We start from the raw sequence: 17,363 nt of genomic DNA, 5'->3' as shown, positions 1-17,363 counted from the left end.
GCCCCGGCACGGTTTAGCCCAGCGCCTTCGCCAGCAGAGTGATCGGATGCTCGCAGCGCTTGCTGGTAGACATCTCTATCTGCCACTTGCAGGTTTCGCAGTCGGTGACCACGATATCTGCGCCGCTCTCTTCAATCTGGCGAAACAGCGGGGCGCCGATCGCCTGTGACGTTTCGTAGTTTTCTCGCTTAAAGCCGTAAGTGCCCGCGATGCCGCAGCAGCGCGAGTCCAGCACCGTCAGCTCCAGCCCCGGAATGAGCCGCAACAGCTCAAGCGTATAGAGCGACCAGCCCATTTTCTCCATATGACACGGTGTGTGATACACCACTTTCAGCGGTAGTTCCCGCAGCGGCAGCGTCTGCCCGCTGTCCAGTTTGCGCCACAGGAAACGCGTCGCCAGCTCAATGTGCTCGCGCAGACCGGTGTTATCCACGTCCAGCAGGTGCGGATACTCATCACGCAGGGTGAAGGTACAGGTGGACGAGGTGGCCAGCACCGGAATCCCTTTATCAACGATGGCCTCGCGCAGGGACGTGACGTTGCTTTTGGCCTGTCTGCGCGCCTTATCGGTAAAACCGTTGGCAATCAACGGCACACCGCAGCACTTCTCTTTATTCAGGAGCTGCACGCCGGTCCCCATCGCGTTGAGTACTTTCAGCAGATCTTTTCCCAGTTGCGGGTGGTTGTAGTTGACATAGCAGCCGTGGAAGAACGCGACCTGATCGGTGTACTGCGCCTGTTCCGCTGCCACGGATGTATACCAGCGCCGGAAGGTACCGTGAGAGTATTTTGGCAGGCTGCGGTGGTGGTCTATCTTCAGCGTCGCATCCAGCAGTTTTCGCACCGGCTTGAGAAACGTTGCAGCATTCACCAGCGGGGCAAAAGGCGTGGAGACACTGCCCATCAGGTCGGTGTGACTCAGGATCGCATCGCGCAGGGACGGCTTTTGCGTGCTGTAACGCGCGCGGGCTCGCTGGATGATATCGCCGATCTTCACGTCCGACGGACAGGCCACTTCGCAACGTTTACAGTTGATGCAGTATTTCAGCGCCTCATCGTACAGCGCACCGTCTTTCAGACGCAGGCGCTCGCCGTCAGGCCCAGCCTGTTTCGGACCCGGGTAGCGCGGATTCACACCGCTGACCGGGCAGACGGTGGTACAAACTGTGCATTTGATGCAGCTTTCAAACCGGGTATCGTTCATTGCTCAGCCTCCATGCGCTGGCCAATTTGCTCTGCCACATACAGCGCCGTGATGGCGCAGACCCCGCCGCCGCAACCCTGAGCGATGGGATCGTATCCCCCCAGAAGAGAGCCAATTGCATAGAGATTACTGACCGGCTGACCAGAAAGTTGCGGGTGCAGTTGCTTATCGACAATCACGCCGAACTGCTGCCAGGGTTGCGGGGTGAAGAAATCACTCTGATACCAGTCCGCGCGGGAGGGCGTTTGCCGGACATCCAGCCCCATAATGGCCTCCTGGATGCCGTCCCGACGGCTCAGCAGCCCGTTGCTGAAGAAACTGCCGCTTGCCAGTACCGTATAACGCGCGCGAAGCGGAATATCAGCGTGATTACGCGTCCAGACTTCGCTCACCGAGCCATCCGTCAGGGTGATTTTTTTCACCTCGTCACCCGCCATCCACACGCCACCCTGAGCGATAAACCGCCGCTGAAGCTGGGTATGCAGGCGAATGCCGGGGACAGAAGGGGGAAGCGTCGGCAGCAGGCCAAGCGAGCAGGGCAGGCGATCCGAGAGCCAGCGCCAGAGCCGGTTGTCGCTTAAGCCAAAGCAGGCGGGCATAAACAGCGTGTCGCAACCTTCGGCAAGCGGCCGGAGCGCGGCATACAGCAGCGGCCATTTATCGTCGTTGTCGAGAAAACGGGCAATATTCACCGCGCGAAACTCGCTCGGGTTGTCGCGCAGGACGTCAAGCTCAGGAAGCTCTATCTCAGCCGTTTGTGCGTTCACGCCCTGGCGACAGAGCGATGCCGCAGCGAGGTGGGGCTGGAAATCAAGAAAACCGCTAATACCCACGACCAGGACCCGTCCTGCGTTAAAGGGGGCAACAGGCACCTCTTCCGGGCTGAGCCAGGCAGAGCGCAGGGTGCCGAGCGGGGTAACCCGATGATGATTTTTCCGGGCGTTACCCTGCAGCCGTGCACCGCACTCGGCCAGAAGGGTTTCGGCTTCATGGGCGAAGCGGTCGACGGTGTCTCTGCCCGTCAGGTTATAGGGATGCTCTGGCGGCAGGGCATCGCGATATGCCTCATCCAGCAGATCCAGCGAACCCGACGAGAAGTGCAGTGCGCTCTGGCCCCGGGTGATGATGGCGCAGCGCAGCCCCTGCTTCGTTAGCCTGATACCACAGAGCAGACCCGCCAGCCCACCACCGACAATCACGGTATCAAATTTCATCCTGTTGCTCCTTCTCAAGACCGCACAGCCCCTGGTAGACCCAGCGGGTAAACTCGCTTTCACGCAGTGCATCACCCCAGGCGACAGGCTGAATGCCTTTCCAGCGTTCGTTCAGGAAATCACTGAGTTGTGCCAGCGACTGGGTGGCAGTGGTGGTATGAAAACGTTGTAACAACCCGGCGGCACGGCAGGCGCACAGCTCACCCTGGCAGGTGCCCATGCCCACGCGGGTGCGCCGACGTAAATCAAGCAGGCTGTTGACGGTCAGATTCTCCACGGCGTATTGCACTTCACCCGCCGTGACGGCTTCGCATTCACACACCAGGCTACGGCTCAGCCGTCCTTCCCCCAGCCAGACCGGCGTGCGGTCTCCGTGGCGATAGATGGCGGAACCGCGCAGGGGGGCGGAAAGGGAGATGATTTTTTGCAGCGTTTTCTCGGTGGACTGACGCGAGCCAGGCAGAGGTTGCTCTGCAGTCACACACCGTTCGCTATTACCCAGCTTGCGGCAGACGGCATCGGTTGCCCACTCGGCCATCAGGCGGTAGGTCATCAGCTTGCCGCCGGTGATGGTGATAAACCCATCCAGGCCATCGCGTGCGGCGTGGTCGAGCAGCACGATGCCACGGCTGACGTTGCGCCCGCTCGGGTCGTTATCGCTCGCCACCAGAGGGCGCACGCCAGCATAGGCGCGAAGAATTCGGGTCTGCGCCATCACAGGGGCCAGCTTTTCCCCTTCGCGCAGCAGGATATCCACCTCGTCGGCGGTCACGCGGTTGTAATCAATCTCGCTATAGTCCACGTGGGTTGAGGTGGTGCCGATAAGCGAAATGGTATCGCCCGGCACCAGGATGTCGGCATCAGAAGGTTTGCGGCAGCGGTTGATCACGTGGTTGTTAATGCGGTGGTCGAGGATCAGCAGCGAGCCTTTTGCCGGGAACATGCGCACAGACAGCTCGGCGTACTCCGCGATGCGTTGCCCCCAGATCCCCGCCGCGTTGACCACCACGGCGGCGTACAGTTCGCCATGCTCCTTATACTGCGTATCAAAAACACGTACGCCGCAGACGCGGTTCCCTTCACGGATAAGCCCGGTCACTTCCTGCCCGGTCAGAACCTGTGCGCCGTGTTCACGGGCGTCCAGCATGTTCGCGGCGGTCAGGCGGAAAGGGTCAACCGTGCCGTCCGGGACCTTCACCGCACCGATAAGGGCCGGGTTGACAGACGGTTCCAGACGACGCGCGAGTTCGGGGTCGATGACGTCAGCCTCAATCCCTGCAGCGCGGCAGGCGGTCACAAAGGTTGGCTGAAATGAGAGATCGTCTTCGGGAAGCGTAATGAACAGACCGTTGGTCGGTTCAATGCAGTGGCGGGCAATGCGTCTGAGGATCTGGTTTTCAGCAATGCATTCCCGCGCGGATTCGGGGTCGGTCACCGCGTAACGGGCACCACTGTGCAGCAGGCCATGATTGCGCCCGGTTGCGCCCGTCGCAATGTCATGGCGCTCCAGAAGCGTGACGCTCAGCCCACGCAGGGCGCAGTCGCGTGCGATGCCGGCGCCGGTCGCGCCACCGCCAATGATAATCACATCGCTGTAGCGAGGATCGTGAATTGTCATTGTTATCCCTCTGTGTTCGTTTTTTACCATTTAGCCACATCAAAACTGTGGTTTGTTTGATTTCGAACATAAACGAACGAAATTCGAAAGTGAAACGTGATTCCATGCGCTTTTCTGCGCACATTGTCATATTTCTGTAACAATTTGTGCGTTGATTCACAGTAACAATCACCGTGATTTCTTAACATCGCCGCCTCTCTGGAGTGTGGGGCAGTTAAACCCCTGTAAATTCAATACCTGGCCACGGAGGCTGTCATGCTCAGTATCTTCAAACCTGCGCCGCATCGGGCGCGTCTGCCAGAGGCAGAAATTGATCCGCTATACCGTCGTCTGCGTTGGCAAATCTTCCTGGGGATCTTCTTCGGGTACGCGGCGTACTACCTGGTACGTAAAAACTTTGCGCTCGCCATGCCGTATCTGGTGGAGCAGGGCTTTTCTCGTGGCGATCTGGGGTTCGCGCTGTCGGGGATCTCTATCGCCTACGGTTTTTCCAAATTCATCATGGGTTCAGTGTCCGATCGCTCGAATCCACGCGTGTTCCTGCCTGCGGGTCTGATCCTGGCGGCAGCGGTGATGCTGTTCATGGGCTTTGTGCCATGGGCAACCTCCAGCATCGCCGTGATGTTCGTGCTGCTGTTCCTCTGTGGCTGGTTCCAGGGAATGGGGTGGCCGCCGTGCGGGCGCACCATGGTGCACTGGTGGTCGCAGAAAGAGCGTGGCGGCATCGTGTCGGTGTGGAACTGCGCGCATAACGTCGGTGGTGGTATTCCACCTCTGCTGTTCCTGCTGGGGATGGCGTGGTTTAACGACTGGAAAGCCGCGCTTTATATGCCTGCCTTTGGTGCCATTCTGGTGGCGGTTATCGCTTTCGCCCTGATGCGTGACACGCCGCAGTCCTGTGGCCTGCCGCCGATTGAAGAGTACAAAAACGACTATCCGGATGATTACAGCGAGCAGCATGAAGAAGAGCTGACGGCCAAACAGATCTTCATGAAGTACGTCCTGCCCAACAAACTGCTGTGGTATATCGCGGTGGCCAACGTCTTCGTGTACCTGCTGCGTTACGGCATCCTCGACTGGTCACCTACCTATCTGAAAGAGGTGAAGCATTTCGCGCTGGATAAATCCTCCTGGGCTTACTTCCTCTATGAGTACGCCGGGATCCCGGGGACGCTGATTTGCGGCTGGATGTCGGACAAAGTGTTCCGGGGTAACCGTGGTGCTACGGGCGTCTTCTTTATGACGCTGGTGACCATTGCCACCGTGGTTTACTGGCTCAACCCGCCGGGTAACCCATCAGTCGATATGGCCTGTATGATCGTCATCGGCTTTCTGATTTACGGCCCGGTTATGCTGATTGGTCTGCATGCCCTGGAGCTGGCGCCGAAGAAAGCCGCAGGTACGGCAGCCGGCTTTACCGGTCTGTTCGGATACCTGGGCGGTTCGGTCGCGGCGAGCGCCATTGTGGGCTACACCGTTGACTTTTTCGGCTGGGACGGCGGCTTTATGGTGATGATTGGCGGTAGCGTGCTGGCAGTGCTGCTGTTGATTGTGGTGATGATTGGTGAAAAACGTCATCACGCCGAAATGCAGGCGCGTCGTCAATAAGGAGAAGGCTGATGAAATTAACTTACGTAGCAACGGGCCTGCTGCTGGCGGGCCTGATGACAGGCTCAGCGCTGGCTAACGAGAAAATGGTTATCGCCCATCGCGGCGCAAGTGGCTATCTGCCAGAGCACACGCTCCCGGCAAAAGCGATGGCCTATGCGCAGGGGGCAGATTATCTCGAGCAGGATCTGGTGATGACCCGTGACGACCAGCTGGTCGTCCTTCATGACCACTATCTTGACCGCGTGACGGACGTGGCTGAGCGTTTCCCGGCCCGCGCCCGCAAAGATGGTCGCTACTACGCCATTGACTTTACGCTGGATGAGATTCGTTCGCTGAAGTTTACCGAGGGTTTCGAGGTTGAAAACGGCAAGAAGGTGCAGGTCTATCCGGGACGTTTCCCGATGGGTAAATCTGATTTTCGCATTCATACCTTCGAAGAAGAGATTGAGTTTGTTCAGGGACTGAACCACTCAACCGGGAAAAACATCGGCATCTACCCGGAGATAAAAGCACCGTGGTTCCACCATCAGGAAGGGAAGGACATTGCCGCGAAGACGCTGGACGTGCTGAAAAAGTACGGCTACACCAGCAAGCGCGACAAAGTCTATCTGCAGTGTTTTGACGCCGCTGAGCTGAAGCGCATCAAAACCGAGCTGGCGCCAAAGAGAGGGATGGATCTCAATCTGGTACAGCTGATTGCCTACACCGACTGGAATGAAACTCAGGAGAAACAGCCCGACGGCACGTGGGTGAATTACAACTACGACTGGATGTTTAAGCCGGGCGCAATGAAACAGATCGCGCAGTACGCCGACGGTATCGGACCGGATTACCATATGCTGGTGGCGGAAGGCTCAACGCCAGGCCACGTCAAGCTGACGGCAATGGTGAAAGAGGCGCACGCCAGTCATATGCAGGTTCATCCGTATACGGTGCGTGCGGACCAGCTACCGGCTTATGCGACGGACGTAAACCAGCTGTACGACGTGCTGTATAACCAGGCCGGGGTGGACGGGCTGTTCACCGATTTCCCCGATAAAGCCGTGCAGTTTTTGAAGTAAAAGAAAAAGGGCCGTAAGGCCCTTTTTTATTTCGCCCGGAGGGGCGGTTTACATCTCAATCTCTATATCGCCTTTTGCCCGGCAGCAGCAGGGCAAAATTTCACCTTCGTTGATGAAGGCCAGCGGTTCGGTCAGCCAGTCCACTTGTCCGGCGACTAAACGGCAGCGACATGAGCCGCAATAGCCTGAGCGGCATTGATACTCCACTTCAACCTGATGCGCCTCAAGCGCAATCAACAGGGAAGGGTGTTCTTCCCGGCACAGCACTTCGGTACCGGAAAGGCTAAGCGTTACGCGGCTCATCAGAGCTGGAAGTCGCTCAGGTCGTCGGTGTTAACTTCAGAGTCAATCTGCCCGACCAGATAAGAACTGACTTCCACTTCCTGTGGCGCAACCTGCACGTTATCGGATACCAGCCAGGTGTTGATCCACGGAATTGGGTTAGAGCGGGTTTTGAACGGCAGCTCAAGCCCGACCGCCTGCATACGGATGTTGGTGATGTACTCAACATACTGGCACAGGATGTCTTTGTTCAGGCCAATCATGGAGCCGTCGCGGAACAGGTAATCTGCCCACTCTTTCTCCTGCTGAGCGGCCAGCACGAACAGGTCATAGCACTCCTGTTTGCACTCTTCGGCAATCTCAGCCATCTCCGGATCGTCTGTACCGCTGCGCAGCAGGTTCAGCATATGCTGGGTGCCGGTCAGGTGCAGGGCCTCGTCACGGGCGATCAGACGGATGATTTTGGCATTACCTTCCATCAGCTTGCGTTCCGCAAAAGCGAAGGAGCAGGCGAAGCTCACGTAGAAGCGGATGGCTTCCAGTGCGTTAACGCTCATCAGGCACAGGTAAAGCTGTTTCTTCAGCGCGCGCAGGCTCACGGTGACGGTTTTGCCGTTCACGGTGTGGGTGCCTTCGCCCAGCAGATGCCAGTAGCTGGTCATCTCGATCAGTTCGTCGTAGTAGTGCGCAATACCTTCAGCACGTTTCTGGATCTGCTCGTTAGTGACGATATCGTCAAACACCACCGCCGGATCGTTAACGATGTTGCGGATAATGTGGGTGTAAGAGCGGGAGTGGATGGTCTCAGAAAACGCCCAGGTTTCCACCCAGGTTTCCAGCTCCGGAATGGAGATCAGTGGCAGCAGCGCCACGTTCGGGCTACGGCCCTGAATGGAGTCCAGCAGCGTCTGGTACTTCAGGTTGCTGATGAAGATATGCTTTTCGTGCTCCGGCAACGCCTGGAAATCGATACGATCGCGAGAGACGTCAACTTCTTCCGGGCGCCAGAAGAAGGAGAGTTGCTTTTCAATCAGCTTTTCGAAGATGTCATATTTTTGCTGATCGTAGCGTGCCACGTTGACCGGTTGCCCGAAGAACATCGGCTCTTTGAGCTGGTCGTTTTTCGTCTGTGAAAAGGTGGTGTATGCCATGAATTGGAGTCCTGTCTTACGAAATAAAGGCGGGGATATCCCCGCCCTTCATTAGATCTTACATGCGCCGCTTTCGCAGCCATCGTCCTGAATTGACGGTGCCATGTCATCCTGAGCGTCTTCCGCACCATCACGGGTGTTGTGATAGTACAGGGTTTTCACACCAAATTTGTAGGCGGTGAGCAGGTCTTTCAACAGTTGCTGCATCGGTACCTTGCCAGACGGGAAGCGCGTCGGGTCGTAGTTGGTGTTAGCAGAAATCGACTGGTCGATAAACTTCTGCATGATCCCCACCAGCTGCAGGTAACCGTCGTTGTTTGGCATTTCCCACAGCAGCTCGTAGTTGTCTTTCAGCAGCTCGTAGTCAGGCACAACCTGACGCAGGATACCGTCTTTCGACGCTTTGATGCTGACGTGGCCGCGCGGTGGTTCAATACCGTTGGTGGCGTTAGAGATCTGCGAAGAGGTCTCAGACGGCATCAGGGCAGACAGCGTGGAGTTACGCAGGCCGTGAGTCTTGATGGATTCACGCAGCGCTTCCCAGTCCAGATGCAGCGGTTCGTTAGAAATCGCATCCAGGTCTTTCTTGTAGGTATCGATCGGCAGAATGCCTTTCGCATAGGTGGTTTCGTTGAACCACGGGCACGCGCCTTGCTCTTTCGCCAGCTCGTTGGAGGCTTTCAGCAGGTAGTACTGAATCGCTTCGAACGTTTCGTGGGTCAGGTTGTTCGCGCTGCCGTCGGAGTAACGCTTACCGTGTTTCGCCAGCCAGTAGGCAAAGTTGATAACGCCGATACCGAGGGTACGACGGCCCATTGCTCCACGTTTTGCCGCCGGGATTGGGTAGTCCTGGTAATCCAGCAGGGCATCCAGCGCACGTACGGCCAGCACCGCCAGCTCTTCCAGCTCTTCCAGGCTCTTGATAGCGCCCAGGTTGAAAGCAGAGAGGGTGCAGAGCGCGATTTCGCCGTTTTCGTCGTTAACATCTTCCAGCGGTTTGGTCGGCAGGGCGATTTCCAGGCACAGGTTAGACTGGCGCACTGGCGCAACCACCGGGTCAAACGGGCTATGGGTGTTGCAGTGGTCAACGTTCTGAATGTAGATACGGCCGGTAGAGGCACGTTCCTGCATCATCAGGGAGAACAGGTCAACCGCCTTAACGCGCTGCTTACGGATGCTGTCGTCTTTTTCGTATTTGGTGTACAGACGCTCGAACTCATCCTGATCGGCGAAGAACGCGTCATACAGGCCCGGGACGTCGGACGGGCTGAACAGGGTAATGTCTTCACCTTTCAGCAGACGGGTGTACATCAGCTTGTTGATCTGTACGCCGTAGTCCATGTGACGAACGCGGTTGCCTTCAACGCCACGGTTGTTTTTCAGTACCAGCAGGCTTTCCACTTCCAGGTGCCACATTGGGTAGAACAGGGTGGCTGCACCACCGCGTACGCCGCCCTGAGAGCAGGATTTTACCGCGGTCTGGAAGTGTTTGTAGAACGGGATACAGCCGGTGTGGAACGCTTCACCGCCGCGAATCGGGCTACCCAGTGCACGAATGCGACCGGCGTTGATGCCGATACCGGCACGCTGGGAGACATATTTCACGATGGCGCTGGAGGTCGCGTTGATGGAATCCAGGCTGTCACCACACTCGATCAGGACGCATGAGCTGAACTGACGGGTTGGGGTACGCACGCCAGACATGATTGGCGTAGGCAGAGAAATCTTGAACGTGGAAACCGCATCGTAGAAACGCTTCACGTATTCCAGACGGGTGTCACGCGGGTAGTTAGAGAACAGGCAGGCGGCCACCAGAATATAGAGGAACTGGGCGCTTTCGTAGATCTCACCGGTCACACGGTTCTGAACCAGGTATTTGCCTTCGAGCTGCTTCACCGCCGCGTAAGAGAAGTTCATGTCGCGCCAGTGATCGATAAACCCGTTCATCTGCTCGAACTCTTCTTCCGTATAGTCTTCCAGCAGATGCGTGTCGTATTTGCCCAGCTCAACCATTTTCACCACGTGATCGTAAAGCTTTGGCGGCTCAAACTGGCCGTACGCTTTTTTACGCAGGTGGAAAATCGCCAGACGTGCAGCGAGGTACTGATAATCCGGGGCTTCACGGGAAATGAGATCCGCCGCAGCCTTGATAATGGTTTCGTGGATATCAGACGTCTTGATGCCATCGTAAAACTGAATGTGAGAGCGCAGTTCAACCTGGGAGATAGATACGTTATTCAGTCCTTCTGCTGCCCAGTCGAGAACACGATGGATTTTGTCCAGATTGATACGCTCGGTGGTACCGTCGCGCTTAGTCACCAGCAGACTCTGATTCATGTGGGTTTTACCTGTCCGTGAAATAAAAAATATCCCCCGCTTATCCACAGATCCGTCTTGTGACTAACTCTGTGGATAAATACTACATATAGGGGGTTTGCGATAAGAAAAACGCTATATGGTGAGTATTCTAGTATCGAATCTTTTCAGCACAAGGGTTGATTTTGACGTTAAATTGAGGTTGTCAAAGGGTAAAAAAGGCTAAGTCCTCGTACCGTAAGGCCTGGAAGAGATGTCAATAATTAAGAAAAAAAATTCAAAATTTGATCGAGTGCTGATTTCTTCAACGGGAGGTCAGAATTGCGCAACATGATGTCGCGCAATCTTTATAAGAATAATGGATGACGTCAGTCGTTTTTGGCGGTTGTATGCAACATATAGTTAACATCTACACCCGGTGCGAGTTTGAATTTATCGGTCAATGGATTGTAATGCAGACCGGTGATGTGCTGCTCCTTGAGCCACGTTTGATCAACCCAGCTCAGTAATTCAGCAGGCTTGATGAATTTCTTCACGTCGTGCGTGCCTTTTGGCACCATACGCAGCACATACTCCGCCCCGACGACCGCCATCAGCCAGGCTTTTCCGTTTCGGTTGATCGTCGAGAAGAAGACCTGGCCGCCCGGTTTCACCAGTTTTGCACAGGCGTGAACCACGGACTGGGGGTCGGGAACGTGCTCCAGCATCTCCATACAGGTCACCACGTCGTACTGATGGGCATGCTTTGCCGCATGTTCTTCGACGGTTTCCTGCACATATTCCACCTGCACTCCAGATTCCAGCGCATGAAGACGGGCAACCTGCAGCGGTTCAAAGCCCATATCCAGACCGGTGACGGTGGCCCCTTCGCGCGCCATGCTTTCTGCCAGAATGCCGCCGCCGCAGCCGACGTCGAGCACTTTCTTACCGAACAGGCCGCCGGAACGCTCCGCGATATAGCCCAGACGCAGCGGGTTAATGCGGTGCAGAGGTTTAAACTCACCTTCGAGATCCCACCAGCGGGATGCCACCGCTTCGAATTTGGCAATCTCTTCATGGTCAACGTTGTGAGCCACCGGGGATTTTTCGGCATTCATGGGCGCTTTTACTCCTTATTTTGCAAGACTTCGGAGTATATCAGCCCGCGCGGTTGAATAAAGCTTATTGGTTTACCTCAATCACCGCGGCTGTGTTATAATTTGCGACCTTTGAATCCGGGATACAGTAGAGGGATAGCGGTTAGATGAGCGACCTTGCGAGAGAAATTACACCGGTTAACATCGAGGAAGAGCTGAAGAGCTCCTATCTGGACTATGCGATGTCGGTCATTGTTGGCCGTGCGCTGCCGGACGTCCGCGATGGCCTGAAGCCGGTACACCGTCGCGTACTATACGCCATGAACGTATTGGGCAATGACTGGAATAAAGCCTACAAAAAATCTGCCCGTGTCGTTGGTGACGTAATCGGTAAATACCATCCCCATGGTGATTCCGCGGTGTACGACACTATCGTCCGAATGGCGCAGCCATTCTCGCTGCGTTACATGCTGGTAGATGGTCAGGGTAACTTTGGTTCTATCGACGGCGACTCCGCCGCGGCAATGCGTTATACGGAAATCCGTCTGGCGAAAATTGCCCATGAGCTGATGGCTGACCTGGAAAAAGAGACGGTTGATTTCGTTGATAACTATGACGGCACGGAACGCATTCCGGACGTTATGCCAACGAAAATCCCTAACCTGCTGGTGAACGGTTCGTCCGGTATCGCCGTCGGTATGGCAACCAACATTCCACCGCATAACATCACGGAAGTGATCAACGGCTGCCTGGCCTATATTGAGGATGAAGACATCAGCATTGAAGGGCTGATGGAACACATCCCGGGTCCAGACTTCCCGACGGCGGCGATCATCAACGGTCGTCGTGGTATTGAAGAAGCGTACCGCACAGGACGTGGCAAGATTTATATCCGTGCCCGCGCCGAAGTGGAAGCGGACGCCAAAACCGGCCGTGAAACCATCATTGTTCACGAGATCCCGTATCAGGTGAACAAAGCGCGTCTGATTGAAAAAATCGCCGAGCTGGTAAAAGAAAAACGTGTTGAAGGCATCAGCGCGCTGCGTGACGAATCTGATAAAGACGGCATGCGCATCGTGATTGAAATCAAACGCGACGCGGTGGGCGAGGTTGTACTGAACAACCTGTATTCCCAGACTCAACTCCAGGTCTCCTTCGGTATCAACATGGTTGCATTGCACCATGGTCAGCCGAAGATCATGAACCTGAAAGATATTCTGAGCGCGTTTGTGCGTCACCGCCGTGAAGTGGTGACTCGCCGTACTATTTTCGAACTGCGTAAAGCCCGCGACCGTGCGCATATCCTTGAAGCGCTGGCCGTAGCACTGGCAAACATCGACCCAATCATTGAGTTGATTCGCCGTGCACCAACCCCTGCGGAAGCGAAAGCGTCTCTGATTGCCCGTCCGTGGGATCTGGGCAACGTGGCCGCCATGCTGGAACGCGCTGGCGACGATGCTGCGCGTCCTGAGTGGCTGGAGCCTGAGTTCGGCGTGCGTGACGGTCAGTACTACCTGACTGAACAGCAGGCCCAGGCGATTCTGGATCTGCGTCTGCAGAAACTGACCGGCCTTGAGCACGAAAAACTGCTCGACGAATACAAAGAACTACTGGAACAGATTGCCGAGCTGCTGCATATCCTGGGTAGCGCAGAGCGCCTGATGGAAGTGATCCGTGAAGAGCTGGAACTGGTCCGCGATCAGTTCGGCGATGAGCGTCGCACCGAAATCACGGCGAACAGCTCTGATATCAACATTGAAGATCTGATCAACCGCGAAGATGTGGTGGTCACCCTGTCTCACCAGGGCTATGTGAAGTATCAGCCGCTGACCGACTACGAAGCACAGCGTCGTGGCGGTAAAGGCAAATCGGCAGCACGTATTAAAGAAGAAGACTTTATTGACCGTCTGCTGGTGGCAAACACCCATGACACGATCCTCTGCTTCTCAAGCCGTGGTCGTCTGTACTGGATGAAGGTCTATCAGCTGCCAGAAGCGAGCCGTGGTGCGCGTGGTCGTCCAATCGTGAACCTGCTGCCGCTGGAAGCGAACGAACGTATCACCGCGATTCTGCCTGTACGTGAGTACGAAGAAGGCGTGAACGTCTTTATGGCGACCGCCAGCGGTACCGTGAAGAAAACCGCGCTGACCGAATTCAGCCGTCCACGTTCTGCCGGTATCATCGCGGTGAACCTGAACGACGGTGACGAACTGATTGGCGTTGACCTCACCTCCGGTTCCGATGAAGTGATGCTGTTCTCCGCCGCCGGTAAAGTGGTGCGCTTCAAAGAGAACGCGGTTCGTGCAATGGGCCGTACTGCAACAGGTGTTCGTGGTATCAAACTGGCCGGTGAAGATACCGTCGTTTCCCTGATCGTTCCGCGCGGTGAAGGTGCTATCCTGACCGTCACGCAGAACGGCTACGGTAAACGTACTGCCGAAAGCGAATACCCGACCAAGTCTCGTGGCACGCAGGGCGTTATCTCTATCAAGGTTACCGAGCGCAACGGATCCGTTGTGGGTGCGGTACAGGTAGACGATGCCGACCAGATCATGATGATCACGGATGCCGGTACGCTGGTGCGTACACGCGTATCTGAGATCAGCGTGGTTGGCCGTAATACTCAGGGTGTGATCCTCATCCGTACCGCGGAAGATGAAAACGTCGTGGGTCTGCAGCGTGTAGCTGAGCCTGTGGATGACGAAGAGCTCGACTCCATCGACGGTAGCGTCGCAGAAGGTGATGATGAAATCGCACCAGAAGCCGATACCGAAGATGATGCAGCGGATGACGCTGACGAGTAATGTCTCCTGATGCAAAAAGGGCCGGTTTCCGGCCCTTTTCTTTTGCACAAGCAGATAAGTGAACGTTGCGACAAGGCGCGTTTACCGCTACCTTAACCACATTCTTTTTGACCCCGACGGCGGAGCCTCGCCCCTTTGAAATACCTCGTCTCCTTTCGTACCACGCTGAAAGTCTCTCGCTATCTGTTTCGGGCGCTGGCGCTCTTGCTTTGGTTGCTGGTGGCATTATTGTCGGTGTTTTACATCGTTAACGCCCTTCATCAGAAAGAAGCGGAGATCCGCCAGGAGTTTAACTTAAGCTCCGATCAGGCCCAGCGCTATATTCAGCGAACGTCCGACGTGATGAAGGAGCTGAAGTACATTGCCGAGAATCGCCTGACCGCGGAAAACGGCATTCTTGCCATCCGAGGGCGTAATGACAAAACCGAAGTACCGAATTTCGAGCCGCTGTTTCCGGATTCCGATTGCTCTGCGATGGGCAGCACCTGGCGCGGTTCACTGGAGTCGCTCTCCTGGTTTATGCGCTACTGGCGTGACAACTTTTCCGCCGCCTATGATCTGAACCGCGTCTTCCTGATTGGCAGTGAAAATCTCTGCATGGCCGACTTTGGCCTGCGCGATGTGCCCGTCGAGCGCGATGATGCGCTGAAAAGCCTGCACGAACGTATTGTGAAATATCGCAATGCGCCGCAGGACGAGCGCGGGAATAACATCTTCTGGATAAGCCAGGGGCCACGCATGGGCGTGGGCTATTTCTACGCCCTCACGCCGGTCTATCTGGGCAATCGTCTGCAGGCGCTGCTGGGGATTGAACAGACCATTCGCATGGAAAACTTCTTCACGCCGGGCAGTCTGCCGATGGGCGTGACCATTCTGGATGAAAACGGACATACCCTGATCTCACTTGCCGGTCCGGATAATCGACTGAACGTCGACCCGCACTGGATGCAGGAGCGGTCGTGGTTTGGCTATACCTCAGGCTTCCGTGAGCTGGTGCTTAAAAAGAGCTTGCCGCCTTCGTCGCTGAGTATTGTCTATTCGCTGCCCGTGGATATGGTGCTTGAGCGGATCCGCATTCTTATCATGAACGCGATTTTGCTGAACCTGCTGGCCGGGGGGGCGCTGTTTACCCTCGCGCGAATGTATGAGCGCAAAATCTTTATACCCGCCGAAAGCGACGCCCAGCGGCTGGAAGAGCACGAGCAGTTTAACCGCAAGATTGTCGCCTCGGCGCCGGTGGGGATCTGCATCCTGCGCACGCAGGACGGGACCAATATCCTCAGTAATGAGCTGGCGCATAACTACCTGAACATGCTGACGCATGAGGACCGACAGAGGCTGACGCAGATTATCTGTGGCCAGCAGGTGAACTTCGTTGACGTGCTGACCAGCACGCACACGAACCTGCAAATCAGCTTTGTGCACTCCCGCTATCGTAATGAGAACGTGGCAATTTGCGTCCTGGTAGACGTCTCGGCGCGTGTGAAGATGGAAGAGTCCCTGCAGGAGATGGCGCAGGCCGCCGAGCAGGCCAGCCAGTCAAAATCCATGTTCCTCGCCACCGTCAGCCACGAATTGCGTACCCCGCTGTACGGGATTATCGGTAACCTTGATCTTCTCCAGACCAAAGAGCTGCCGAAAGGGGTCGATCGCCTGGTGACGGCGATGAATAACTCCTCCAGCCTGCTGCTGAAAATCATCAGCGATATTCTCGATTTCTCCAAAATTGAGTCGGAGCAGCTGAAAATTGAGCCGCGGGAGTTCTCTCCGCGCGAGGTGATGAACCACATCAGCGCCAACTATCTGCCGCTGGTGGTGCGTAAACAGCTGGGCCTCTACTGCTTTATTGAGCCGGACGTGCCGCTGACGCTGCATGGCGATCCGATGCGTCTGCAGCAGGTCATTTCTAACCTGCTCAGTAACGCCATTAAATTTACCGATATCGGCTGCATTGTGTTGCACGTGCGTCGGGCAGGGGACTACCTGAGTATTCGCGTGCGTGATACCGGCGTGGGTATCCCGGCGAAGGAAGTGGTGCGTCTGTTTGACCCGTTCTTCCAGGTCGGTACCGGCGTACAGCGTAACTTCCAGGGGACCGGGTTGGGTCTGGCGATCTGTGAGAAGCTCGTGAGCATGATGGACGGCGATATCTCCGTTGATACCGAGCCAGGCATGGGCAGCCAGTTTACTATCCGCATTCCGCTCTATTCTGCCCAGTATCCGGCAAAAGCGGTGGTGGACGGCTTGAGCGATAAGCGCTGCTGGCTGGCAGTACACAATGCCTCACTGAATGATTACCTGACGGCGCTTCTTACCCACAGCGGCGTGCGCGTGTCCCGCTATGAAGGGCAAACGCCGGATGTCGACGATGTGCTAATCACCGACGAGGTGCTGGAACAACCCTGGCAGGGCAGAGGGGTGGTTCATTTCTGCCGTCGTCATATCGGTATTCCGGTCGAACGAGCCCCGGGTGAATGGGTGCACAGCGTGGCGACGCCGCATGAGCTCATGAGCCTGCTGGCACGTATCTACAGCGTGCAGCTGGAAGATAGCGACGGGGCGACGGAGTTGCCGTCACCGGATGCGCTGGCATCGCTGAATGACGATATGATGATTCTGGTGGTGGATGACCATCCGATTAACCGTCGCCTGCTGGCAGACCAGCTGGGTTCGCTTGGCTATCAGTGCAAAACCGCCAATGACGGCGTGGATGCGCTGAACGTGCTGAGTAAAAACCACATTGATATCGTTCTTAGCGACGTCAACATGCCGAATATGGATGGCTACCGTCTGACGCAGCGTATACGCCAGCTTGGCCTGACGTTGCCGGTCGTGGGCGTGACGGCGAATGCACTGGCGGAAGAGAAACAGCGCTGTCTGGAGTCAGGGATGGACAGTTGTCTGTCGAAACCGGTGACGCTGGACGTCCTGAAACAGACGATTTCCGTGTATGCGGAGCGGGTCAGAAAAGCGAGAGTATAAAAAAAGGCCCGTCAGGGCCTTTTTTGTTGTTTCCCTCACACGCC

At 56.1% G+C, this 17,363-nt stretch carries 11 protein-coding genes; 4 read left to right on the top strand and 7 right to left on the bottom strand.

The window, feature by feature from the left end; all coding sequences use genetic code 11:
- Positions 1-13: 13 nt before the first annotated feature.
- The 3 genes from glpC to glpA are packed head-to-tail and all read right to left on the bottom strand — an operon-like array spanning position 14 to position 4,036.
- Positions 14-1,204: an anaerobic glycerol-3-phosphate dehydrogenase subunit GlpC gene (glpC, locus tag AC2FAP_RS10485; protein ID WP_138614406.1), complete on the bottom strand. Its 1,191-nt coding sequence runs from the start codon at positions 1,202-1,204 to the stop codon at positions 14-16.
- Positions 1,201-2,418, bottom strand: coding sequence for a glycerol-3-phosphate dehydrogenase subunit GlpB (gene glpB / locus AC2FAP_RS10480; protein ID WP_025203599.1), 1,218 nt, complete (start codon positions 2,416-2,418; stop codon positions 1,201-1,203). Before glpB ends, glpC begins: the two co-directional genes overlap by 4 nt.
- On the bottom strand, positions 2,408-4,036 hold the full coding sequence (glpA, locus tag AC2FAP_RS10475) for an anaerobic glycerol-3-phosphate dehydrogenase subunit A (protein ID WP_032678599.1): 1,629 nt from the start codon (positions 4,034-4,036) through the stop codon (positions 2,408-2,410). The genes glpB and glpA overlap by 11 nt, the downstream gene beginning before the upstream one ends.
- 255 nt (positions 4,037-4,291) lie before the next feature.
- On the opposite strand from glpA, the gene glpT reads away from it, so the two are divergent.
- Both glpT and glpQ read left to right on the top strand, forming a co-directional pair.
- Complete coding sequence (gene glpT / locus AC2FAP_RS10470; protein WP_020883160.1) at positions 4,292-5,644, top strand: glycerol-3-phosphate transporter; 1,353 nt, start codon at positions 4,292-4,294, stop codon at positions 5,642-5,644.
- A gap of 11 nt (positions 5,645-5,655) precedes the next feature.
- On the top strand, positions 5,656-6,708 hold the full coding sequence (gene glpQ / locus AC2FAP_RS10465; protein ID WP_032678598.1) for a glycerophosphodiester phosphodiesterase: 1,053 nt from the start codon (positions 5,656-5,658) through the stop codon (positions 6,706-6,708).
- A 48-nt stretch (positions 6,709-6,756) separates the two neighbouring features.
- Here glpQ and yfaE read toward each other — a convergent pair whose 3' ends face one another.
- The 4 genes from yfaE to ubiG form a co-directional block, all read right to left on the bottom strand.
- Complete coding sequence (yfaE, locus tag AC2FAP_RS10460) at positions 6,757-7,011, bottom strand: class I ribonucleotide reductase maintenance protein YfaE (protein WP_014170967.1); 255 nt, start codon at positions 7,009-7,011, stop codon at positions 6,757-6,759.
- The gene (gene nrdB, locus AC2FAP_RS10455; RefSeq protein WP_014170966.1) at positions 7,011-8,141 is read right to left on the bottom strand and encodes a class Ia ribonucleoside-diphosphate reductase subunit beta; all 1,131 of its coding nucleotides are present in this window, start codon (positions 8,139-8,141) and stop codon (positions 7,011-7,013) included. Before nrdB ends, yfaE begins: the two co-directional genes overlap by 1 nt.
- A 51-nt stretch (positions 8,142-8,192) precedes the next feature.
- A complete protein-coding gene (gene nrdA / locus AC2FAP_RS10450; RefSeq protein WP_020883162.1) occupies positions 8,193-10,478 on the bottom strand; it encodes a class 1a ribonucleoside-diphosphate reductase subunit alpha in 2,286 nt (761 codons plus the stop codon).
- A gap of 347 nt (positions 10,479-10,825) precedes the next feature.
- The gene (gene ubiG, locus AC2FAP_RS10445; RefSeq protein ID WP_014170964.1) at positions 10,826-11,554 is read right to left on the bottom strand and encodes a bifunctional 2-polyprenyl-6-hydroxyphenol methylase/3-demethylubiquinol 3-O-methyltransferase UbiG; all 729 of its coding nucleotides are present in this window, start codon (positions 11,552-11,554) and stop codon (positions 10,826-10,828) included.
- A gap of 146 nt (positions 11,555-11,700) precedes the next feature.
- On the opposite strand from ubiG, the gene gyrA reads away from it, so the two are divergent.
- Both gyrA and rcsC read left to right on the top strand, forming a co-directional pair.
- Entirely contained in the window at positions 11,701-14,337 is a 2,637-nt protein-coding gene (gyrA, locus tag AC2FAP_RS10440; RefSeq protein ID WP_014170963.1) for a DNA topoisomerase (ATP-hydrolyzing) subunit A, read from the top strand.
- A gap of 135 nt (positions 14,338-14,472) precedes the next feature.
- The gene (gene rcsC / locus AC2FAP_RS10435; protein ID WP_121339246.1) at positions 14,473-17,319 is read left to right on the top strand and encodes a two-component system sensor histidine kinase RcsC; all 2,847 of its coding nucleotides are present in this window, start codon (positions 14,473-14,475) and stop codon (positions 17,317-17,319) included.
- Positions 17,320-17,363 lie beyond the last annotated feature (44 nt).

It is taken from the genome of Enterobacter cloacae complex sp. 394I7, from assembly GCF_057320345.1.
This window is presented reverse-complemented; position numbering and strand designations above follow the sequence as displayed.